We start from the raw sequence: 20,861 nt of genomic DNA on the forward strand, positions 1-20,861 counted from the left end.
TTGTGTCGAATTAAGAAGATATATAGGAGGGATATATATGGAAATAGCTGTAGAACGTGTTTTTACGAAAGAGATTTTAAAAAGAGCAGCGAATTTGTTTCATGTAACAGTAGAAGAAAAGCCACTTGGAGATTTTGAGAATTATATTTTTAAGGCGAAGGGTGATAATGATGAAGATTATGTATTACGTTTAACACATTCTTCTCATCGTTCTAAACAAGAGGTAGAGGCTGAACTAGATTTTTTACGATATGTTGCGGAGAATGGGGCAAAGGTAGCAGGACCTCTTTATTCAACGTCTCGAAATCTCGTAGAAGAAATCGTAGCAGAGGATGGGACTTTCTTTTTCGCTTCTTTATTTATATATGCAAAAGGTGAGCAAGTAAAAGGAGCAGAATCGCCTTATTGGGGAGATGCTTATTTTGAAGCGTGGGGAAAAGCGATTGGGCAACTGCATCGCCTTACAATGGATTATCCTAAAACAGACTACCGTGATACGTGGGAAGAAGACGAAAGTGGAATTGTTAATGAATTAGAAGATGGTCAAGTGAAAGAGATTGCAGCGGTATTAATGGATGAAATTAAGGCTCTTCCAGTTGAAAGAGAAACGTTCGGTCTTATGCACGGTGATATTCATCAAGGCAATTTTCATTATGATGGTAAAGAGCTAACAATCTTTGATTTTGATGATGCTGCTTATAATTACTTTATACATGATTTAGCGATGGTTTTATACTACTCTGTTCTATTTACACCGTGGACAGCAGAAGAGAAGACAGATTTTGCTCGTAAACAGTTACAAGTGTTACGAAAAGGATATGAGTATGAGCACAGGCTGGCGGATAGTTGGTATGAATCGTTACCACTATTTTTACGTTTACGTGATATAGGTTTATATGGAACGCTTCAAAAGAAGTTTAAAGGGAAAGATATGCCTGATAACTTCTTGAAATTATCAGAAGAGCTATACGAAAGAATTATTAAAAGAGAAGCAATTGTGAATATATAATACATTTAGTTCAAAACAAAGTATATAAAACAAATATATACTTTGTTTTTTTATACAAAAATATGTTTACTTTATTAAAATAATATTGTCCTAGATTCGGTATACACTTATAATTTTATATATATTCTGAATATTCTTTATAAAAAGGAGGGGGAATGTTGGAAGCTTTCGTAAATTGGTTAAATAATATTGTTTGGAGTCCAGCACTTGTTTATTTATGTTTAGGAGTAGGTTTATATTTTTCTATTCGAACGAAGTTTTTACAAGTAAGACATGTAGGAGAAATGGTGAAGCTGACATTTCAAGGGGAAAAATCAGAAGCTGGTGTTTCTTCATTCCAAGCGTTAGCACTTTCGTTATCAGGACGTGTTGGAACAGGGAATATCGCTGGGGTAGCAACAGCGGTTGCATTCGGTGGACCAGGAGCTGTATTTTGGATGTGGGCAGTAGCCTTTTTAGGAGCAGGATCAGCTTATGTAGAATCAACACTCGCGCAAATATATAAGACGAAACATCAAGGGCAGTTTCGTGGTGGACCTGCTTATTACATTGAAAAAGGTTTAGGTGTGAAATGGTATGCTTTAGTATTCGTTGCAGCGACAATTCTTGCAACGGGGCTTTTACTACCAGGTGTACAAGCAAATAGTATTGCTGTAAGTTTAGAAACTGCTTTTGGTATTAATACTACCGTATCAGGGGCTATATTAGTTGTCGTATTAGCTCTTATCATTTTCGGTGGAGTAAAGCGAATTGTTAACGTAGCGCAAGTTGTCGTACCGTTTATGGCAATAGGCTATATTTTAGTAGCTTGCGTCATTGTTGCTATGAATATTGAAAAATTGCCAGAAGCATTTATGTTAATTATAAGAAGTGCATTTGCATTAGAAGCTGCTTTCGGTGGTATTATCGGTTTAGCAATCTCTTGGGGGGTAAAACGTGGTATTTATTCCAATGAAGCAGGACAAGGGACTGGACCACACGCAGCAGCTGCAGCCGAAGTATCACATCCAGCTAAGCAAGGTTTAGTACAAGCATTTTCCGTTTACATTGATACATTATTTGTTTGTTCAGCAACAGCATTTATGATGATTATTACAGGCATGTATAACGTATTTGATGCAAGCGGAAAAAACTTTATCGTTAATAAACTAAACGGCGCTCAGCCAGGACCAGGATATACACAGGCGGCGGTAGAATCTGTTTTCCCTGGATTTGGAAATGGTTTCGTTGCAATCTCGTTATTATTCTTCGCGTTTACAACAATTATGGCGTATTACTACATTGCAGAAACGAATATCGCGTACTTAAATCGTGATAAAGATCGCCCTTGGATGTCCATGGTACTAAAGTTTGTATTTTTAGGAGCTGTATTCTACGGCTGTATAAAAACAGCAGCAACGGCTTGGGCTTTAGGCGACATTGGGGTAGGAATTATGGCATGGGTAAATATCATTGCGATTTTATTGTTACAAAAACCTGCATTAGTCGCATTAAAGGATTATGAAAAACAGAAAAAAGAAGGAAAAGATCCAGTATTCGATCCAGGGCCATTAGGAATTAAAAATGCTGATTTTTGGGAGCATGAATACGGGAAAGATAAGAAAGAAGAAGTATCTTAATAGAATAAAAATGAAGAAGCAAAGGGGAAACCCTTTGCTTTTTTTATGGACAAATTGAAGCTAAAAGTTATTTTTGGGACTATTTTTGAATATAAAAAGAATGTACATGCATTGTTAGGGGAAGGGGGAGTATGTTGATAGAATTTCGTAATGTAAATAAATATTATGGTAACTTTCAAGTTTTGAAAAATATTAATGTGCAAGTGAAAAAAGGCGAAGTGGTAGTAGTTGTCGGGCCTTCAGGATCAGGAAAAAGTACATTGCTTCGATGTATAAATCAATTAGAGGCAATTACAGATGGAGAATTAATTGTACAAAATACAGAGGTACACAATAAAAAAACGGACATGAATGAATTGCGGCGAAATATTGGGATGGTCTTTCAACATTTTTATTTATATCCACATAAAACGGTTCTTCAAAATATTACATTAGCACCGATTAAAGTAAATAAAGTTTCCAAAGAAGAAGCAGAGAAAACAGCAATGTTTTATTTAGAGAAAGTAGGAATCCCTGAGAAGGCTAACGTATATCCACATCAATTATCCGGAGGACAACAGCAACGGGTGGCAATTGCTAGAGGACTTGCAATGCAGCCGGAAATTATGCTATTCGATGAGCCTACGTCTGCTCTTGATCCAGAGATGATTGGAGAGGTACTTGATGTTATGAAAGCACTGGCTAAAGAAGGGATGACAATGGTCGTTGTCACGCATGAAATGGGATTTGCTAGAGAGGTAGCAGATAGGATCTTATTTATGGATGATGGCCAAATTATTGAAGATACAACACCGGCGAACTTTTTTGCAAACCCTGAACAAGAAAGAGCCCGTTTATTTTTAAGTCGGGTGCTAAATCATTAGAGGAGGAATTTCATGCTTAAAATGAAAAAGTTATTTACTTTAATCGTATTTTCATGTTTATTCGTGCTTGTTGTTGCTGGATGCGGAAGTAAGAAAGATGAGGCAAAGGAAACAAATACGAAGCAAGGCGGGGCTGTTGAGCAAATTAAGAAACGAGGGAAATTAGTAGTTGGGGTGAAGAATGATACGAATTTATTTGGATTAAAAAATCCTTCAACAGGGCAGGTAGAAGGATTCGATGTTGATGTCGCCAAGGCACTGGCGAAAAAGATTCTTGGAGATGAAAAGAAGCTAGAGCTGAAAGAAGTAACGTCTAAAACACGCATTCCAATGCTGAAAAATGGTGATATTGATGCAATTATTGCAACAATGACAATTACGGAAGAACGCAAAAAAGAAGTGGATTTTTCAGATGTATATTTTAAAGCAGGACAATCGTTACTTGTGAAAAAAGGAAGCAATATTAAGAGCGTCGATGATATAAAACAAGGCGTTAAAGTATTAGCTGTAAAAGGATCAACATCTACAAATAACATTCGTCAAAAGTCACCAGAAGCGACTGTATTAGAGTTTGAAAATTATAGTGAGGCATTTACAGCGTTAAAGGCAGGTAAAGGTGATGTGTTAACGACAGATAATGCGATCCTTTACGGAATGGCAAAACAAGATTCTAATTATGAAGTAGTAGGAAAAATTTTCACAGATGAACCGTATGGAATTGCAGTGCAAAAAGGGGCAGATGATTTAACGAAAGAGATTAATACTTTAATTAAAGACATGAAAGCAAGCGGGGAGTATGACAAATTATATGAGAAGTGGATTGGACAAAAACCAGAAAAGTAGATAGTAAAAGTGAGAGGATGAGAGTACTCATCCTCTTCTTGTAAAGAAAGAGGGGAGAATATGTGCCTGATTTTTCTATATTAACGAATAACATTGATATGTATTTAGAAGGGTTTAAATATACAGTTATGTCTAGTGTAATTGCATTGATAGGTAGTTTTATTTTAGGAGTAATTTTGGCAGTAATGCGTATTGCACCTATTCGCATTTTAAATTGGATAGGATCAGCTTTTGTGGAGTTTGTAAGAAATATTCCACTTGTATTAATTGCATTTATATTCTATTTTGCTTTACCTGTAATAGGAATTACTTTAAATGGTTTTGTAGCAGGAACAGTTACGCTTACGGTATATACGGCAGCTTTTATTGCAGAAGTAATTCGCGCTGGTATTTTATCAGTTGCGAAAGGGCAGATGGAAGCTGCTCGCTCTTCAGGGCTAACGTATGTGCAGGCGATGTATTATGTTGTCTTACCCCAAGCAGTGAAAATTGTAATTCCCCCTTTAGGAAACCAGTTTCTCAATTTAGTTAAAAACTCTTCAATACTTGGAATTATTGCTGGTGCTGATTTAATGTATCAAGGAGATTTAATTTCAACGAAGACGTTTGTTACGTTTGATGTTTATATATTTGTCGGGATGTTTTATTTAATATTAACAATTCCGCTCAGTATGCTAGTGCGTTATTTAGAAAAACGCTTAGCAAAGGAGGCGGTGTAAATGGATTTCAAGGGAGCAATTACAGGAGATCATATTCTATTTTTATTAAAAGGATTACTTATAACATTAGAGGTAGCGCTCATAGCAATTGTACTTAGTTTTATTATTGGAAGTGTAATCGGTATATTGCGCTACACGAAAATACCTGTCGTCTCACAAGTATTAGGAGTTATAGTTGAAGTGATTCGAAACTTACCACTACTGTTAATTATATTTTTCACGTATTTTGCACTTCCAGAAGCAGGCTTGAAATTAGAAATTATAACAGCTGCAATTGTTGCTTTAACAATATTTGAGGCAGCAATGATATCTGAAATTGTTAGAAGTGGTCTATTGTCTATTGAAAAAGGGCAGGTTGAAGCTGCAAGATCTTCGGGATTAACGTATGTTCAAGCGCTTTGGCATATTATTTTGCCACAAGCATTAAGGAGAATGGTTCCGCCGCTTGTCAGTCAATTTATTTCATTGCTGAAGGATACGTCGCTAGCGGTTGTTATATCACTCCCTGAGCTTATGCATAATGCTCAAATTATTAGCGGGCAAAATGTGAATTACATGATTCCGACGTTTATAGTAGTAGCTTGTATGTACTTTATCGTAAATTATAGTTTATCAATTTTATCGAGAAGATTAGAACTCCGTTGACTCTTACAATATATGTAAGGGTTTTTTCCTTGTTTATCCTTATTTTCCTCTAAATAGAATCTGAATCTTGCAATAATTCGATTTTTATATTGTTTTATCAGAAAAGTTTTAATTTTATATAGAAAATGTAATCGCTTTCGTGTATATTTTTATTATCAGAAAATTTTAACAGGATATAGGGGTATGGTAGGGGGAGGATTTAGATGCAGCAACCAACGAATGAGAAATTACATCGTACGATGAAGAGTAGACATTTATTTATGATCGCACTTGGTGGTGTAATCGGAACTGGTTTCTTCTTAGGTTCAGGTTACACCATTAATCAGGCTGGACCAGGGGGAGCCATCCTTTCATATTTAGTAGGCGGATTTATTATGTATTTAACAATGCTTTGTCTTGGAGAGTTAACGGTAGCGATGCCGGTTTCAGGATCTTTCCAAAAGTATGCGACGAAGTTTATTGGACCAGGAACGGGCTTTATGATTGGCTGGTTATACTGGCTCGGCTGGGCAGTAACAGTGGGTCTAGAATTAACGTCAATCGGTTTAATGATGAAAAGATGGTTTCCAAATGTTGATGTTTGGGTATGGTGCCTTGTATTCGGTGTTATTTTATATGCTTCAAACGCAATTTCGGCGAAAAGTTATGCCGAATTAGAATTTTGGTTCTCTAGTATTAAAGTAATTACAATTCTTGCATTTGTTGTGCTTGGTGGTAGTGCATTATTAGGATTTATATCATATGACGGAAAAGAAGCAGCACCTCTTTTCTCTAACTTTGTAAGCGATGGTGGACTTTTCCCGAATGGACTAGCTGCCGTATTACTTACAATGATTACAGTTAACTTCTCGTTCCAAGGAACAGAGTTAATCGGAATTGCAGCGGGAGAAAGTGAAAATCCAGAAAAAACAATTCCACGTGCAATCCGTAATACAGTATGGCGCATTATGTTATTCTTCATTTTAACAATGACGATTTTAGTAGGATTAATTTCTTGGAAAGAAGCAGGCGTAATTGAAAGTCCATTCGTAGTCGTATTTGATAAAATTGGTATTCCATACGCAGCTGATATTATGAACTTCGTTATTATTACTGCGTTATTATCTGTAGCGAACTCTGGATTATATGCAGCGACGCGTATACTATGGTCACTTGCAAATGAGGGAATGGCACCAACTTCCTTCCAGAAAGTAAATAAGCGTGGTATTCCAATTACAGCGCTAGTCGTAACGATTGCGGTAGCTGGATTATCTCTATTCACAAGTTTCCTTGCAGAAGATACAGTATACATGTATTTATTATCGATAGCTGGTTTATCGGCTGTTTCAAGTTGGATCATTATTGCTCTATCGCAACTTCGCTTTAGAAGTCAGTATATAAAAGGCGGAGGAAAGTTAGAGGACTTAAAGTATAGAACACCACTATACCCAATTGTCCCAATTTTAGCCTTAATTACAAATAGCATCGTTGTTATTAGTTTAGCGTTTATTCCTGAACAAAGAATGGCGTTATACTGTGGTATTCCATTTATCATTTTCTGCTATATATATTATTATATTAGTAAGAAACGGCAGAAACCGATGAAAGTGGAGATGGAAAAAACAAATGAAACTAACAATCAAACACGATGATATAGAAGCAGATTTATCGTATGGTCAATTAGTGATTGGAAAAGAAAACGGGTATTCACCGTTACAATTACTCATTTCTTCTATCGCAGGATGTAGTGCAATTGTCTTTCGAACAATTTTAGAAAAGAAACGTATTACATATGATACGTTTACAATCGAAACTGAAATTGGTAGAAGTGAAGCTTTATCGAAGCCAGTTGAAAGTGTTCATTTGCACTATAAAATTAAAGCAGAAAACATTACAGAAGAGCAGCTGGACAAGGCGCTGCAACTTGCAGTGAAAAATTGTACGATTGTTCAATCTGTAAAAGATAGTATAAAGGTTACGGAAACAATTGAACTAATAAAATGAAACATAAAAACGTGAGAATACGGCTCTCACGTTTTTATGTTTTTAATAAAGGGAGAAAGTATGATGGAATGTTTAGGTTGTAAATTAGCAAATGAAGAGGAAAAAATATATAGAGTATACGAAGATGAGTATGTAACATGTTTTTTAGATCATGAACCTTTCTATCCAGGTCATACTTTAATTGTGCCGAAGCAGCATGTTGTAGAAGTAGATGAATTAAATGATGTTGTAGCAAAATCCGTTATGGATGCTTCTAAGCTTATTGCAAAAGCGATTAAGGCATTATACAAACCAGATGGAGTTACAGTTTGTCAAAATGGTGGAGTATTTAACGAGTTAACACATTACCATATGCATGTCGTACCAAGATATAAAGAGCGCCCGTTTGCTGAGTTTTATATGGTACAATCGGGAGAAAAACAGAATCATAACTTTGAAGAGACAAAGCATTTGTTAAAAGAAGCGATAGAGCAAATAATACATATTGAAAAGGTGTAAAAGAATTTTTCTTAGAGATACAGTCAGGAAAATTCTAATATTAAAAAGCCCAATTTCTCAGTTAAAATAGAGAAATTGGGCTTTTGTTTATTCTATTATTAAATTTTATCTATAAAAAGATTTTGCAGTGTCACAAAGTTACAGTGCTCATTCGTTATATAGAGTGAGAGGAGGAATTATATGAAAGTTACAAACAAAGATTATGAAAAGATGGAAGAGCTATATGAGTTGTATGAACAAAAAATTTATTATGTAGCTTATTCTATTTTAAATAATATTCAACAGGCTGAAGATACGGTTCAAGAGACGTTTATTACTCTTTATAAGAACTTGGAAAAGCTCCATAGCTTGAGCACTGAAGAGCTTAAACGCTATATTTTGAGGATCGCGAAAAACAAGGCGATTGATAGTTACCGGAAAAATAAACGACATGAAACATTTTTAGAAGAATATGAAAGAGAATCAATAGAAGCAGTAGATGAAAATATTGAAGAGTGGGAAAAACGTAAAATGTCTGAGGTTCAAATTGATACATTGCTAAAAGAGTTAAATGAATCTAACAGACAGGTGTTTAAGTATAAAGTCTTCTATAACTTAACGTATCAAGAAATTTCAAGTGTAATGGGGATTACGGAGGCTAATGTCCGCAAGCAGTTTGAACGCGCTCGAAAACGAGTCCAAAATATGATAGGAGGTATACAACATGACGAATTCAAAGAACTCCAAAGAAATATATGAACTTGCTGAAAAAATTGCTTTAGATGATTTTGATAAATCCGAAGAACAACATGAATTTTCACATACATATACGCGCAAAAAGAAACTGTTTATGGAGGAAATGAAGCTGAAGGGCGAGCGACCACAGAAAAAGAGTAAAAGACATCGTATGTTAATCGCTGCTGCCTGCTTATTGATTGGTATGCCGACAACCGTTTTTGGTGCAGTAAAAGTCTATAATATGATTGTTCAAAAACAAAATTATGAAGTAAATGTTTCCTTAACAAATAAGGATTCGAAAAAGAGTGATCAGTGGTATAAGTTGAAGGTTGGTAAATTGCCAGAAAATATGGAAGCAATTGATGACTCTGCTATGAAATATTCATTTAAAGATAACTATGCAAATGGAGGCTTTTCATTCGTTCTTTGGAGAGTAGGGGGAAATTCAGATTTTCCAACTCTGTACTCGAAAAGTTATGAAGAAAAAGAGATAAATGGTAAGAAGGCAGTAATTGTCCATAGAGAAACTGGTAACAAAGATTTAATGATGGACAGGGTAGTTTTTCTATTCTTTGAGGAAGAAGGGATCATGTTACAAAGTTATATTGGAAACGATATAAATGAAGAACAAATGGTGGATGTGTTAGGGAGTATTTCACTTGAGCCTACGTCAAAAGAAAAGGCATCACATATAACAGATTATGATAAAAAGTATTTTAGCGACGAAAGTAAGCCTAAAAAAACTAAGGTGATTCCTTTGAAAAAAGATAGTAAACGACTATTTCATATAGGACAAAAAGTTCCAGTAACGATTATCATGGATAACAGCAAAATTGAATATGTGATAGAAAAGGTTGAAGTTTTTGATTCAATCAAAGATTTTAAACAAGAAAACTTTAATGAACTGGGCTTAGGAATACTAAGTAGGAATCAGGCTTTGGATCAAGCTGGACAATTGATACCATATAGACGGGATGAATATAAAGTTGGAAATGGTAAAGATTCAATTGATCAATTAGTAGAATCAAAATTAATTCATCCTAAATTTGTCTACCTGACAACAACAGTGAAAAATATAGGTAAACAGGCGACAGAAGAAATCTATATGCATCCATCCATACAAGTGCTTAAAAGTAAGGGGAATGTATGGAATTACGCTGAAAGAGATGGAATTACAGAAAAAAATATTATGACGGGCGAAGTTGATTATTTAGAACCTCACGGAGAAGGGAAAAGCTTTTACAATATTGGCAGTATCACACCAGGACAAACGGTGAAGGTTAACTTAGGTTATTTTGTAGATGAGGATAAGCTAGATTCAATCTTCCTTGATGCTTTCCGTTACAGTGGGTTTAGTGGCAATGAGAATATGAATGAGAAAAATCGTTGGTGGTTCGATATTCGTCAACAATCAAAATAATAGAAACAAATCGACGAAAAAGCTGCTTATATTTAGCAGCTTTTTTCGTCTCCATACATATGTAAAATTTCTTTCGCACGTATACGTAAACCATCTATCAATTCTGTCGGTTCTAAAACTTTTGCATTTTTTCCGAGTCTATAAAATAAAGGGGTAATAAAATTGATTTCTCCTTTATCAATTGTTGAATTTATATATCCTGTCCCATCCTCGTTTATTATAACGAATTCCTCAAGATAAGGGACGCTTTTACATTGGCGTACGCCTTCTGTTGTCAGTAAAACATGTAACTGAGTAGGGATGTGTACTACGTTAGAGTTAGAGGCAAACCACTCTTCTAAATTCATGAATGTATCCTCATTTTCTTCCGTTGATAATATGGAAAGAATACGATCGATGCGATACAGTAATACTTTTTTCCTGCCATAGTCATAGGACGGTAAGTACCATAGCCCGTCATGAGCATATACACCGATAGGATGAACATGTTTTGTTTTTAACCCCGATTTAGATTCGTATTGAAAGTGTAAATTTTTATTTTCAATAGCCGCGGTTAACACTTCGTTTAAAAGAGGTGTATCAATTGTGCGCTTCGGATTCCAAAAAGCGATGTAAGAACGTATTTTATCAACTTTCACTTTCGCATCATGTTGTAGGGAGCTATACAGTTTATGTGTAACGGAATTGATTTCTGTGTTAAAAGGTAAGTCGCGATAGTAACTTAAAGATTGAAAAGCAAAAAAGATAGAGACTGCTTCTTCTTCCGTAAATAAAATAGGCGGAATTACTCTATTCGTTAATACTTTATAGCCGCCGTTACGACCTTGTTCTGCGTAAATGGGCAACCCCATATCACTTAAATCTAAAATGTATCTATGAACCGTACGAACGGAAATATTAAATTCATCAGCTATTTCTTGAGCTGTAAATGTTTTTTTCGCAGAAGCAAATATAAGAATATCTAATAAGCGTTTAGCTTTTGACAAATGTATCACCTTTTCTTTTTAACGTGACATAAATTGTCATGTTTTATTGTTAGTATATTGTTTACATCATATGTTATCAAGATGAGATACAAGGAGGAAAAGATATGTCACGTGAAATAGTTTTATTTATAGCGGCGAGTTTAGATGGATATATTGCGAAAGAAAATGATGATTTAGAGTGGTTAATGGAAACGGAAGGAGAGGGAGATAATGGTTATACAGAAATGTACGAAACGATTGATACAATAATTATGGGAAAGAAAACGTACGATTATGTAGTAGAGCATACGGAAACATTCCCGTACTTAGATAAAGCATGTTATGTTTTTTCTCGTTCAGAAAAAGGTTCAGACGGAAACGTGGAATTTGTAAATGAAGATGTAGTGGAGTTTACAAAAAGGTTAAAAGCACAAGAAGGGTCTAAAATATGGATGGTTGGTGGAGGAGAGCTACTGAGAGAATTCTTTAAAAATAATCTAATTGATGAATATATTGTTACGATTACACCGCATATATTAGGCTCAGGTGTCCCATTATTTAAAGAAAAGAATCCAGAAATTAATTTAACTTTAACGGATACGAAACGTTTTGGGCAATTTGTAAATTTATATTATAAAGTAAAATGATAAAGTGAAACTTTAATCAGTGGGGGTTTTGTTCATCTCCCACTGATTATTAGTTGAACCAATCGGGCTTTTACGGGCAGTTGATCCCCCACCTAACTTCTTTGCTTCCGCTGAATTTTGATGTAGGGGGTCTTACTGCCCGTTAATGCGGGATAAAGAAACACGACTACTGATGGTAGTCGTGTTTCTTTACAGATGGTAATGAAATGATAAAACAAGATCCATGATCAACTTCACTCGTGACAGTAATCGTCCCGCCGTGTAGCTCTACAATTTCTTTCACGATAGATAGTCCTAAACCAGTTCCACCTGTAGCTCGTGATCTTGCTTTATCAACTCGATAAAAGCGTTCGAAAATGTGAGGGAGGTCTTCAAGCGGAATACCTTCGCCTTCATCTTCAATTGCAATGGAAATATGTTTATGTTCTTCTGTAACAGAAATGTTTATATGAGAATGCTCTTTTGAATGTCTATAAGCGTTATTTAAAATATTCACAACAACTTGTTCGAATCGTTGTTCATCTAAGTTTACTAGCAGTGTAGGAGGACAAGAGAAAGAAACTTTAATGTACCTTTCTTTATACATGGCGTTTACTTTTTCACATATACGCGTAAGGAAGGTGTGTAAATGCACTTCCTTTACTTGAATAGAAAAGTTATGTTGTTCCATTTGTGCAAGTGAAAATAAATCTTGAACTAAGTTTGTAATGTAATCAGACTCATCTTTTATAATTGATAAATATCGCAAACGTTGTTCAGAAGGGGTGCTTTCTTTTAAAGCAATGTCAGCATAACCTCTTACGTATGTTAACGGTGTTCGTAATTCGTGAGCAACACTTGCTAGAAATTCACTTCGCTCTGTTTTCATATAATGTAGATCATTTGCGAGCGTCTGAATAGATGATGCTAGTTCACCAATTTCATCATTTCGAGTAGTTGTTAATGAAACAGATAAATCACCTTTACTCATTTTTTCAGTGGCATGTTTCATGTGTAACAATGGTTTTGTTAATAATCGAGATAATAGGAAAATTGTGATGACTGTGAGTAGAAACGTGATGGCACCAGCAATAATGAATTGTTTCGTTAATCCATTAACTAACTTTTCAATTGATTCTGTTCCAAGAAACATGTACACATAGCCTTCATGTTTTCCATCTACTACAATGGGGCTAACTGTACATATATAATTAGATGTTTTCCAATGATTTTCTATAATCGCTCCATTATGGTCTGTTCGAGTTTGCATTTTACTAATATGATCGTTTATAGTCGTGTTTATTTCGTTAGATTTAGCTAGTATTTCTTTATTTGCATTTGTAATAACGACAGTTGTTTCAGCTTCAGATTCCATTAATGCTACGTGAGAGATGGTTTGCTCATCGTAATATTTTTCAAGTACATCTCGATGACTATTTCCTCGCTTTAATAAAGCTGTCATTTCTTCATTTACTCTAGTGTTTACAAGACTATAATAGAGCAAAATAAAGAGAACACTTTCAATTAAAAGTGTAACAATTAAAAAATAAAATCCGAATTGAATTGAAATTCGTTTCATCGTTTTGCCCCTTACTGTTCAGTATTAATCCATCGATAACCTACTCCATACACGGTTTTTAAATGATGATCAATAGGGAAATTTGCTTTTCGCAATTTATCACGTAAATTACGAATATGTGAATCGACTGTGCGATCTTCTGTATTTGTGTTTAACCCCCAAATTCGTTCGATGAGCTGATCACGGTTTAATACGTAGTTCACATGGCGTAAAAATAATCCGAGTAAAGAAAATTCAATTGGTGTGAGAAGGAGTTCTTCATTATGGACAGAAACGAAGTGTTTTGTTTCATCCCATACAATACCGTGATATTGGATTTGTTTATGTTCATTTGTACGTCTTAAAACGGCTTCAATTCTTGCGAAAAGTTCTTCTTCATGGAAAGGTTTCGTTACGTAATCATCGGCTCCAATTTTTAATCCTTGAACGACATCTACTGTTTGATCACGAGCTGTAACCATAATAATAGGAATGTTACTAAAAGATCGGATTTTTTTGCACGTTTCCCATCCGTCCATCTTTGGCATCATAATATCGAGTAAAACAAATTTAAAGTTTCGATTTTCTATATGTAAAATAGCTTCTTCTCCTGAAGTCGCACATACGCAGTTATATCCAATTGGTGTAAGATAAAGCGTTAATAATTCAAGCATTCTCGGTTCATCGTCTACGAGCAGTATATCAATCATAGAGAGCCCTCCATATTTATAATCGTTACTTAAAGTGTAATGCAAAATCATGAAGAAATGGTGCAGATTATGATGTGTCTGCATAATTTCTTCAGAATTGCTTGTTATTGTGGAGTTGAAATTACATTTTAGGTAATCATATTGGCTCAAAAATGATTAATACGGAGGCGGTATAGTGAAAAAAATGACCCGAATTTTTGGGATAACAATAATTACAGCAGTTGGTCTTGCTGCATGCGGACAAACGAATACAGACCATAAAAACCATGAATCTACAAAAGAGAAGAAAACAGAGCAAAAGGAAATGAAAATGAATCAGGAGGTAACGGCGCCAAAAGAAATGAACCAAGGTGCATCTAATGATTTATTAACGACAAGTTTAAAAAATGTAACGAGATTAAACACAAACGACCCTTTGCAAATGGCAGTATTAACTTCACAAACGATATGGCCAGCAACTCATAAGGAGAACCAGCCAGGTGCTGTTATTTTAGTACCAGCAAGCGAGTGGCAATTAGGTATTGCGAGTGCAGACCTTATTCATCATCCGAATAACGGGCCGATTTTATTTATAGAAAAAGAAAAGATACCGGAAATGACGTTAAAAGAAATAAAACGATTAAATCCAATCGGAACGAAAGATGGAACACAAATTATGGTGATGGGGGATGTAGGTACTAGCGCGCTTGAGCAATTAAAAGGTTATAAAGTAAAACAAATAAAAGAAACAGATCCAGCTATATTTGCGAAGGATGTTGATAAGGAGTATGCCGATATAACAGGAAGCTACCCAAATAGTGTTATTATTGGTTCGTCTGAAGAAGAAGGACGTTTATATACAACACCAGCTGTAAACTGGATTTCTCATATGCCAGAACCGCTTTTATATACAGAAAAAGATAAGGTGCCAGAAGCGACAATAGAGGCATTAAAAATGAGAAAAGATAAAGCAAATATATATGTATTAGGGCCAGAAAAAATTGTTTCAAAAGAAGTAGAAAAAGAGCTAAGCAAATACGGGAAAGTAACGCGTATTAGTGGAGAGACCCCTACAGAAAACTCGATTGCGTTCGCTAAGTTTAAAGATGAAAAAACAAAATTTGGCTGGGGATTCACAAAACCTGGTCACGGTTTATCATTTGTTTCAAGCAAAACACCAGATTTAGCAGTTGCTGGGGCACCTTTTTCACATATGGGTAAACACGCACCTGTTGTATTATTAGAAGAAGGTAAAGCTTCACAACCAGTGTATGACTTCCTTGCAAGCATTCAGCCGAAGTTTAAAGATGATCCAACACTTGGACCATATAATCACGGTTTCTTATTAGGAAGTACGAGTGATATTTCATTTGAAACACAAGGAATACTAGATGAGAGGTTAGAAATTGTTCAGGAAAGTGGTCAAGGACACGGTGGACATTAATGAAATGAGAAAAGATGCTACTGATATAGCGTCTTTTTTTATTTTCCTCGACAAAATATGACAAAAAAGTTGTAACTGTTTCTGTTATGATAGTTTCGAAAATCTTACATTTTACATAATCGGAGGAAAAAGAATGTATAAAAAATTGGGTACTATTGCTTTAACAGGTGCACTTGCTTTTAGTTTATCTGCTTGTGGTGAAACTGAAGTTAAAGAAGTGAGTAAAAACGATGCTCCTAAACAGGCTGAAAAGAAAGATAAAAAGGAAAAAGCTGAAAGCAAGATTTATAAAATTGGAGATACTGTAGAAGTTAATGGTCTACAACTTACTTTCAGTTCAGCTAAATTCGTTGAGCCTAACGAATACGTAAAAGCTGAAAAAGGGAAAGTACTAGAAATCGGTTTTAACGCTAAAAATAATGGCAAAAAAGATATATATTTTGGAACTTCTGAATTAAAAATTGCTGATACTAACGGCAACCAATTCAAAGAGTACTTTGGTGGGGAAAATACGTTTATAAATGAAAATATTGCGCCAGGTAACCAAATTACAAACAAAATGTTATTTGATGTACCAGAAGGCGATAAGTTTGTTGGTACATTTAAACCTACATTTACATTTGACGAGAAATCAGTGAAATTTGAATTTGAAGTTGCTAAATAAGGAGAGATTGAAATGAAAAGAACAGTTGAATTTGTATTAGGTCTTATTGGAGGTATTTTTGGTATTATTTGTGCATTTGTTGCTTTATTGATCGGCGGTATGGGAGCTGCTTTTGAAGCTGATGGAGCAAATACTGTTATTGGTTTAGGTTGGGGAGCTGTGGCTCTATCAATCTTAGGAATTGTTGGATCTGTTATGGTAAGAAGTAAAGCGAAGGTTGGCGGTATTATGATGACTGTGGCTGCTATCGGTGGATTTATTTGTATTTCTATAATTTACTTATTACCAGGCGTATTACTATTAATCGGTGGGTTAATGGGTATATTCCGTAAGGATAAAGCAACTGTATCTGCATAAAATGAGCACTCGAAAGAGTGCTCTTACTATTTTCATTAAATTAGTATAAACTCCTCTAACCCTAAACTATCCAAACTAAACCTCATATATGAAGTGGAAATATCTATAGAACTTTAAATGAACTAAATTACATGTGCATTTTTCATCCATCCAAACAAAGTTTTCTTCATTTGACATACTGTAGAATCCGAAATCATTGTACGTTAAATCAACAATAGGTGATAGTATATTTAAAGTTTCCTAAAAAAGAAGCTACGAAGGTAACATCATTTTTAGGAAACTTTTACATAGCAAAAAATCTTCTACTCGTTATATAATAGCTTTCGTGCAGTCGGCTAGATTTTCTTATGGAGAAAATCAAATTATAAAGGAGTAGAGGAGTGATATTTTGTTTCAAACGATAAAAAATGACTGGTTTTCTAATGTGAAAGGGGACGTGTTATCAGGAATTGTCGTTGCTTTAGCGTTAATCCCTGAAGCGATAGCCTTCTCTGTTATTGCAGGCGTGGATCCGACAGTTGGACTATACGCAGCCTTTTGTATTGCAGTTACCATTTCATTTGTTGGCGGAAGAACTGGAATGATTTCAGCTGCAACAGGTGCAATGGCATTATTAATGGTAACGCTTGTTAAAGATCATGGTTTGCAATATTTATTTGCTACAACAATATTAACAGGTATTGTCCAGATTATTTTTGGCGTGTTCAAACTGAGCTCATTTATGAAGTTTGTTCCGAAATCTGTTATGAGTGGTTTTTTAAATTCACTTGGAATTTTAGTTTTTACAGCGCAATTGCCACATTTTAAAAATGCAACTTGGCAAATGTATGCACTCGTTGTATTAGGACTTGCAATTATATATTTATTTCCACGTATTACAACGGCTGTACCTTCTACGCTTATTTCAATTATTATTGTGACGAGTATTGCACTTATGAGCGGATTACAGTTGAAAACAGTAGGAGATATGGGAAGCCTGCCGAAAGAATTACCGTTCTTTAGTATTCCTGACGTGCCTTTTACACTTGAGACATTAGGGATTATTTTACCTTATGCAGTTATGCTTGCAATTATCGGTTTACTAGAATCATTATTAACAGCTTCAGTTTTAGATGATATGACGCATACGGAAAGTAATAAGCATAAAGAGGCACGTGGACAAGGGATCGCAAACATTGTTGCTGGTTTCTTCGGAGGAATGGCAGGTTGTGCAATGATCGGTCAATCTGTTATTAATATTAAATCAGGTGGACGAGGTCGCCTATCAACATTTGTAGCGGGCGGATTTTTAATCGTATTACTATTCGTTTTAGGAGATTATGTCGTTCATATTCCGATGGCAGCTTTAGTTGCAGTTATGATTATGGTTTCAATCGGAACGTTTGATTGGAACTCTGTAGCAACGATTCATAAAGTGCCAAAAGGGAACGCATTCGTCATGATCGTAACAGTCGTGGTCGTTCTTATCACTCATAATTTGGGATTAGGTGTAATTATCGGAACAGTAATTAGTGCGGTTTTATTTGCATTCAATATGGCAAAGATTCACGTGAAACATTTATATATTGAAAATAAGAAAATATACGAAATTCACGGTCAACTCTTCTTTGCATCTACAGCAGATTTTATAAATGCTTTTTCATTGGATGAAGATATAAAAGAAATCGAAATGAACTTTACTCATGCGCACGTATGGGATGATTCGGCAGTGGCATCAATTGATAAAGTTATTATGAAATATGAACAAAGTGGCGTGAAAGTAAGTATAACAGGATTAAATGAACGTAGCTCAAAACTTGTTGCAAATTTAGCTACTTATAATAAAAGAATTGCTAGTTAAAAGCCTCCTTTTTAGGGGGCTTTATTATATAATACGAGTAGGATAACGAAAAGGGGATTCAGCATATGTACAAACAAATTATATTAGCATGTGACGGTTCTGAACATGCACTTCGAGCAGCGGAACATGCAACATATATTGCAAAATGTAGCGAAGAAACAAATGTTGAAGTTGTGTACGTAGTAGATAATAGAACGGCAAAATCAGATATTATACAAGGTCAAACAGATTTAGAAACAATATCAGCTAGTCGAAAAGATAAATTAAAAGAGATTGAAGGTTTATTAAAGAAAGAGAACATTTCTTATACAATTACGATATTACATGGTGATCCTGGAGATACAATTGTTCAATATGTGAATACAGGAGATATAGATCTTGTCATTGCTGGAAGTAGAGGGCTCAATACACTGCAAGAAATGGTGCTGGGAAGTGTAAGTCATAAAATAGCAAAGCGTGTGAAATGTCCAGTGATGATTGTAAAATGAAATAGAATGTAACGAAGACCTTAGTATAACTGAGGTCTTTTTTTATGTATAAATGACTCTTATTTGTGGAAATACTAGATATATAAGTTGAAAAGATGTTAACTTACAAATTTGTAAGTTAGTTGTTAGAGAAATCGATGTTATGAAATTTTTCCCATTGGTAAAATAAAAGTATCAAAGGGGAGATAGGGAGGATGGAAGTAATGAAATCATTTCAAAATTTGTCATATAGCCAAGGTGTCAGTCTTATTTGTTTAGGGGGATTTGCTGCATCTGTTACGTTAGCCGTTTTAATAAAGGTGTTTCATCAAATCTTTTAATCTTATAGTAGGGAAGGAATGGGTTGTTATCATTAGTAGGAACAGCAATGAAAATAAAAAATAGCTCTTAGCATGTATGTAAATGCTAAGAGCTATTTTTATGCTTGTTATATATTATTTAAGCTTGTTTTGATTTTACTGACCCTGTATTTAAAGTAAGAGCAAGGAAGAACATTGCAAGTACGCAAGATGCAAGTAATAAGATGAATCCGCCATCCCATCCGAATGCATCTACGATAAAGCCCATAGCTGCACTAGCGAAAGCTGCTCCGCCTAAGTAACCGAAGAATCCAGTTAAGCCTGCTGCAGTTCCAGCAGCTTTCTTTGGTGCTAAATCTAGAGCGTGTAGACCAATTAACATAACCGGTCCGTAAATTAAAAATCCAATTGCGACAAGTGCGATACTATCAACCATTGGATTACCAGGAGGGTTTAACCAGTAAACAAGAACTGCGATAAATACACCAACCATAAATAGAATACCAGCAGGTGCACGACGTCCTTTAAATAGTTTATCACTCATCCATCCGCAAAGAAGTGTACCTGGAATACCAGCCCATTCATATAGAGCGTAAGCAGTACGTGAGCTACTATGAGTAAAGCTTTTTTCTTCTACTAAATAAGTAGGAGCCCAGTCTACAACGCCGTAACGTACGAAATATACGAAAACGTTCGCAATAGCGATGTACCATAAAAACTTATTGTTTAATACGTATTTAAATAAAATTTCCTTTACTGAAAGTTCGCGTTCGCGATCTTTTACTTTTTCATCTGGTGGATATTCCCCAGTATGTTCTTCAATAGAAGGTAGTCCACAAGATTGAGGTGTATCTTTCATCGTAATTAATACATAAATACCAACTAAAATTGAAAGAATACCTGGGAAGTAAAAAATACTTTTCCAGTCATCTGCGAAGAAGTATAAGCCTAATGTTACAAGGGAAGGCATAAGCGCTCCGCCAACATTATGAGCGACGTTCCAAATAGACATTTTTGTACCACGTTCGCTAATAGAGAACCAGTGCACCATCGTACGACCACAAGGAGGCCATCCCATACCTTGTACCCATCCATTTAAAAACTGAAGTACAAACATAAGTATAATGCTCGTTGTAATGAAAGAAAATGAGCCGAAAATAATATTAATGATACCTGATAAAAATAGCCCAGCTGCTAAAAAGTAGCGAGGATTACAACGATCGGATACGATACCCATAAGAAATTTACTTAATCCGTAAGCAATAGAAACTGCTGAAAGGATAACCCCAAGTTCCCCTTTACTAAAGCCTTGCTCGATTAAGTATGGCATTGCTAGTGAAAAGTTTTTTCGAACAAAGTAGTAGCCTGCATAACCGATGAAGATACCTAAGAATACTTGTAAACGTAATTTACGGTATTCGCTATCAACGCGATCAGCTGGTAAGCGTTCCGCGTGGGGCGCAGGTTTAAATAATTGTGTGAAAAACATAAAATGAAAATCCTCCCCTAATTAATTCGAAGCGTTTTAAGACAGAGAATATAAAAAGGCCATGAAATATAAAAAAGTTTCCTTTTTTATGATTCATAGCCGTGTACTCCGTTTCTCCGTGACTGT

The 20,861-nt window shown here is 35.2% G+C and carries 22 protein-coding genes; 18 read left to right on the plus strand and 4 right to left on the minus strand.

Features of this window, described 5'->3' with window-relative positions; translation table 11 throughout:
- The first annotated feature begins 37 nt into the window (after positions 1-37).
- The 11 genes from ACTL4X_RS03320 (at position 38) to ACTL4X_RS03370 (ending at position 10,316) form a co-directional block, all read left to right on the plus strand.
- The gene (locus ACTL4X_RS03320; RefSeq protein WP_000401644.1) at positions 38-1,009 is read left to right on the plus strand and encodes a phosphotransferase enzyme family protein; all 972 of its coding nucleotides are present in this window, start codon (positions 38-40) and stop codon (positions 1,007-1,009) included.
- Between the two features lie 158 nt (positions 1,010-1,167).
- Positions 1,168-2,628 carry an alanine/glycine:cation symporter family protein gene (locus tag ACTL4X_RS03325; RefSeq protein ID WP_000387160.1) on the plus strand — a complete coding sequence of 487 codons (1,461 nt, stop codon included), beginning with the start codon at positions 1,168-1,170 and terminating at the stop codon, positions 2,626-2,628.
- A gap of 131 nt (positions 2,629-2,759) precedes the next feature.
- Positions 2,760-3,491, plus strand: a complete 732-nt coding sequence (locus ACTL4X_RS03330) for an amino acid ABC transporter ATP-binding protein (RefSeq protein ID WP_006917993.1) — start codon at positions 2,760-2,762, stop codon at positions 3,489-3,491.
- Positions 3,492-3,503: 12 nt separating this feature from the next.
- The gene (glnH, locus tag ACTL4X_RS03335; RefSeq protein ID WP_000916491.1) at positions 3,504-4,334 is read left to right on the plus strand and encodes a glutamine ABC transporter substrate-binding protein GlnH; all 831 of its coding nucleotides are present in this window, start codon (positions 3,504-3,506) and stop codon (positions 4,332-4,334) included.
- Positions 4,335-4,396: 62 nt separating this feature from the next.
- Entirely contained in the window at positions 4,397-5,053 is a 657-nt protein-coding gene (locus ACTL4X_RS03340; RefSeq protein ID WP_001112667.1) for an amino acid ABC transporter permease, read from the plus strand.
- Positions 5,054-5,698 carry an amino acid ABC transporter permease gene (locus ACTL4X_RS03345; RefSeq protein WP_000345960.1) on the plus strand — a complete coding sequence of 215 codons (645 nt, stop codon included), beginning with the start codon at positions 5,054-5,056 and terminating at the stop codon, positions 5,696-5,698. It begins immediately after the preceding gene.
- Between the two features lie 203 nt (positions 5,699-5,901).
- A complete protein-coding gene (locus ACTL4X_RS03350; protein WP_001187097.1) occupies positions 5,902-7,329 on the plus strand; it encodes an amino acid permease in 1,428 nt (475 codons plus the stop codon).
- Entirely contained in the window at positions 7,304-7,681 is a 378-nt protein-coding gene (locus tag ACTL4X_RS03355; RefSeq protein ID WP_000778843.1) for an OsmC family protein, read from the plus strand. The genes ACTL4X_RS03350 and ACTL4X_RS03355 overlap by 26 nt, the downstream gene beginning before the upstream one ends.
- 60 nt (positions 7,682-7,741) lie before the next feature.
- Complete coding sequence (locus ACTL4X_RS03360; protein WP_225989760.1) at positions 7,742-8,179, plus strand: HIT family protein; 438 nt, start codon at positions 7,742-7,744, stop codon at positions 8,177-8,179.
- A 180-nt stretch (positions 8,180-8,359) separates the two neighbouring features.
- Positions 8,360-8,917 carry an RNA polymerase sigma factor gene (locus ACTL4X_RS03365; protein ID WP_000869258.1) on the plus strand — a complete coding sequence of 186 codons (558 nt, stop codon included), beginning with the start codon at positions 8,360-8,362 and terminating at the stop codon, positions 8,915-8,917.
- Positions 8,883-10,316: an ECF-type sigma factor negative effector gene (locus ACTL4X_RS03370; protein ID WP_000185128.1), complete on the plus strand. Its 1,434-nt coding sequence runs from the start codon at positions 8,883-8,885 to the stop codon at positions 10,314-10,316. Before ACTL4X_RS03365 ends, ACTL4X_RS03370 begins: the two co-directional genes overlap by 35 nt.
- A gap of 32 nt (positions 10,317-10,348) precedes the next feature.
- Here ACTL4X_RS03370 and ACTL4X_RS03375 read toward each other — a convergent pair whose 3' ends face one another.
- Positions 10,349-11,302 (minus strand): helix-turn-helix transcriptional regulator, encoded by a 954-nt coding sequence (locus ACTL4X_RS03375; protein WP_000030256.1) that lies wholly within the window; start codon positions 11,300-11,302, stop codon positions 10,349-10,351.
- Positions 11,303-11,406: 104 nt separating this feature from the next.
- Here ACTL4X_RS03375 and ACTL4X_RS03380 point away from each other — a divergent pair, with 104 nt between their 5' ends.
- Positions 11,407-11,928: a dihydrofolate reductase family protein gene (locus tag ACTL4X_RS03380; protein WP_000085779.1), complete on the plus strand. Its 522-nt coding sequence runs from the start codon at positions 11,407-11,409 to the stop codon at positions 11,926-11,928.
- Between the two features lie 166 nt (positions 11,929-12,094).
- On the opposite strand, the gene ACTL4X_RS03385 is transcribed toward ACTL4X_RS03380, so the two are convergent.
- Positions 12,095-13,486, minus strand: coding sequence for a sensor histidine kinase (locus tag ACTL4X_RS03385; protein WP_000822528.1), 1,392 nt, complete (start codon positions 13,484-13,486; stop codon positions 12,095-12,097).
- An 11-nt stretch (positions 13,487-13,497) separates the two neighbouring features.
- Positions 13,498-14,175, minus strand: a complete 678-nt coding sequence (locus ACTL4X_RS03390; protein WP_000565476.1) for a response regulator transcription factor — start codon at positions 14,173-14,175, stop codon at positions 13,498-13,500.
- A gap of 175 nt (positions 14,176-14,350) precedes the next feature.
- On the opposite strand from ACTL4X_RS03390, the gene ACTL4X_RS03395 reads away from it, so the two are divergent.
- The 6 genes from ACTL4X_RS03395 to ACTL4X_RS03420 all read left to right on the plus strand — a co-directional run bounded on the left by ACTL4X_RS03395 (position 14,351) and on the right by ACTL4X_RS03420 (position 19,267).
- Positions 14,351-15,598 (plus strand): cell wall-binding repeat-containing protein, encoded by a 1,248-nt coding sequence (locus ACTL4X_RS03395; protein WP_000738875.1) that lies wholly within the window; start codon positions 14,351-14,353, stop codon positions 15,596-15,598.
- A 133-nt stretch (positions 15,599-15,731) separates the two neighbouring features.
- On the plus strand, positions 15,732-16,262 hold the full coding sequence (locus ACTL4X_RS03400) for a DUF4352 domain-containing protein (protein WP_000277063.1): 531 nt from the start codon (positions 15,732-15,734) through the stop codon (positions 16,260-16,262).
- A gap of 12 nt (positions 16,263-16,274) precedes the next feature.
- Positions 16,275-16,619 carry a DUF4064 domain-containing protein gene (locus tag ACTL4X_RS03405; RefSeq protein ID WP_441394981.1) on the plus strand — a complete coding sequence of 115 codons (345 nt, stop codon included), beginning with the start codon at positions 16,275-16,277 and terminating at the stop codon, positions 16,617-16,619.
- Positions 16,620-17,007: 388 nt separating this feature from the next.
- A complete protein-coding gene (locus ACTL4X_RS03410) occupies positions 17,008-18,459 on the plus strand; it encodes a SulP family inorganic anion transporter (protein ID WP_000487893.1) in 1,452 nt (483 codons plus the stop codon).
- Between the two features lie 65 nt (positions 18,460-18,524).
- The gene (locus ACTL4X_RS03415) at positions 18,525-18,947 is read left to right on the plus strand and encodes a universal stress protein (protein WP_000277999.1); all 423 of its coding nucleotides are present in this window, start codon (positions 18,525-18,527) and stop codon (positions 18,945-18,947) included.
- Positions 18,948-19,150: 203 nt separating this feature from the next.
- Positions 19,151-19,267 carry a DUF4027 family protein gene (locus ACTL4X_RS03420; protein WP_000834733.1) on the plus strand — a complete coding sequence of 39 codons (117 nt, stop codon included), beginning with the start codon at positions 19,151-19,153 and terminating at the stop codon, positions 19,265-19,267.
- 118 nt (positions 19,268-19,385) lie between these two features.
- Here ACTL4X_RS03420 and glpT read toward each other — a convergent pair whose 3' ends face one another.
- Complete coding sequence (gene glpT / locus ACTL4X_RS03425) at positions 19,386-20,735, minus strand: glycerol-3-phosphate transporter (protein WP_000466385.1); 1,350 nt, start codon at positions 20,733-20,735, stop codon at positions 19,386-19,388.
- Positions 20,736-20,861 lie beyond the last annotated feature (126 nt).

It is taken from the genome of Bacillus sp. RE35 (assembly GCF_052146655.1).
GTDB lineage: Bacteria > Bacillota > Bacilli > Bacillales > Bacillaceae_G > Bacillus_A > Bacillus_A cereus.

Coding starts and splice junctions, on each gene's coding strand:
- ACTL4X_RS03380 (WP_000085779.1), top strand. CDS start 11,407: ATGTCACGTGAAATAGTTTTATTTATAGCGGCGAGTTTAGATGGATAT.
- ACTL4X_RS03360 (WP_225989760.1), top strand. CDS start 7,742: ATGATGGAATGTTTAGGTTGTAAATTAGCAAATGAAGAGGAAAAAATA.
- ACTL4X_RS03385 (WP_000822528.1), bottom strand. CDS start 13,486: ATGAAACGAATTTCAATTCAATTCGGATTTTATTTTTTAATTGTTACA.
- ACTL4X_RS03350 (WP_001187097.1), top strand. CDS start 5,902: ATGCAGCAACCAACGAATGAGAAATTACATCGTACGATGAAGAGTAGA.
- ACTL4X_RS03320 (WP_000401644.1), top strand. CDS start 38: ATGGAAATAGCTGTAGAACGTGTTTTTACGAAAGAGATTTTAAAAAGA.
- ACTL4X_RS03355 (WP_000778843.1), top strand. CDS start 7,304: ATGAAACTAACAATCAAACACGATGATATAGAAGCAGATTTATCGTAT.
- ACTL4X_RS03370 (WP_000185128.1), top strand. CDS start 8,883: ATGACGAATTCAAAGAACTCCAAAGAAATATATGAACTTGCTGAAAAA.
- glpT (WP_000466385.1), bottom strand. CDS start 20,735: ATGTTTTTCACACAATTATTTAAACCTGCGCCCCACGCGGAACGCTTA.
- glnH (WP_000916491.1), top strand. CDS start 3,504: ATGCTTAAAATGAAAAAGTTATTTACTTTAATCGTATTTTCATGTTTA.
- ACTL4X_RS03400 (WP_000277063.1), top strand. CDS start 15,732: ATGTATAAAAAATTGGGTACTATTGCTTTAACAGGTGCACTTGCTTTT.
- ACTL4X_RS03365 (WP_000869258.1), top strand. CDS start 8,360: ATGAAAGTTACAAACAAAGATTATGAAAAGATGGAAGAGCTATATGAG.
- ACTL4X_RS03415 (WP_000277999.1), top strand. CDS start 18,525: ATGTACAAACAAATTATATTAGCATGTGACGGTTCTGAACATGCACTT.
- ACTL4X_RS03420 (WP_000834733.1), top strand. CDS start 19,151: ATGAAATCATTTCAAAATTTGTCATATAGCCAAGGTGTCAGTCTTATT.
- ACTL4X_RS03390 (WP_000565476.1), bottom strand. CDS start 14,175: ATGATTGATATACTGCTCGTAGACGATGAACCGAGAATGCTTGAATTA.
- ACTL4X_RS03405 (WP_441394981.1), top strand. CDS start 16,275: ATGAAAAGAACAGTTGAATTTGTATTAGGTCTTATTGGAGGTATTTTT.
- ACTL4X_RS03345 (WP_000345960.1), top strand. CDS start 5,054: ATGGATTTCAAGGGAGCAATTACAGGAGATCATATTCTATTTTTATTA.
- ACTL4X_RS03330 (WP_006917993.1), top strand. CDS start 2,760: ATGTTGATAGAATTTCGTAATGTAAATAAATATTATGGTAACTTTCAA.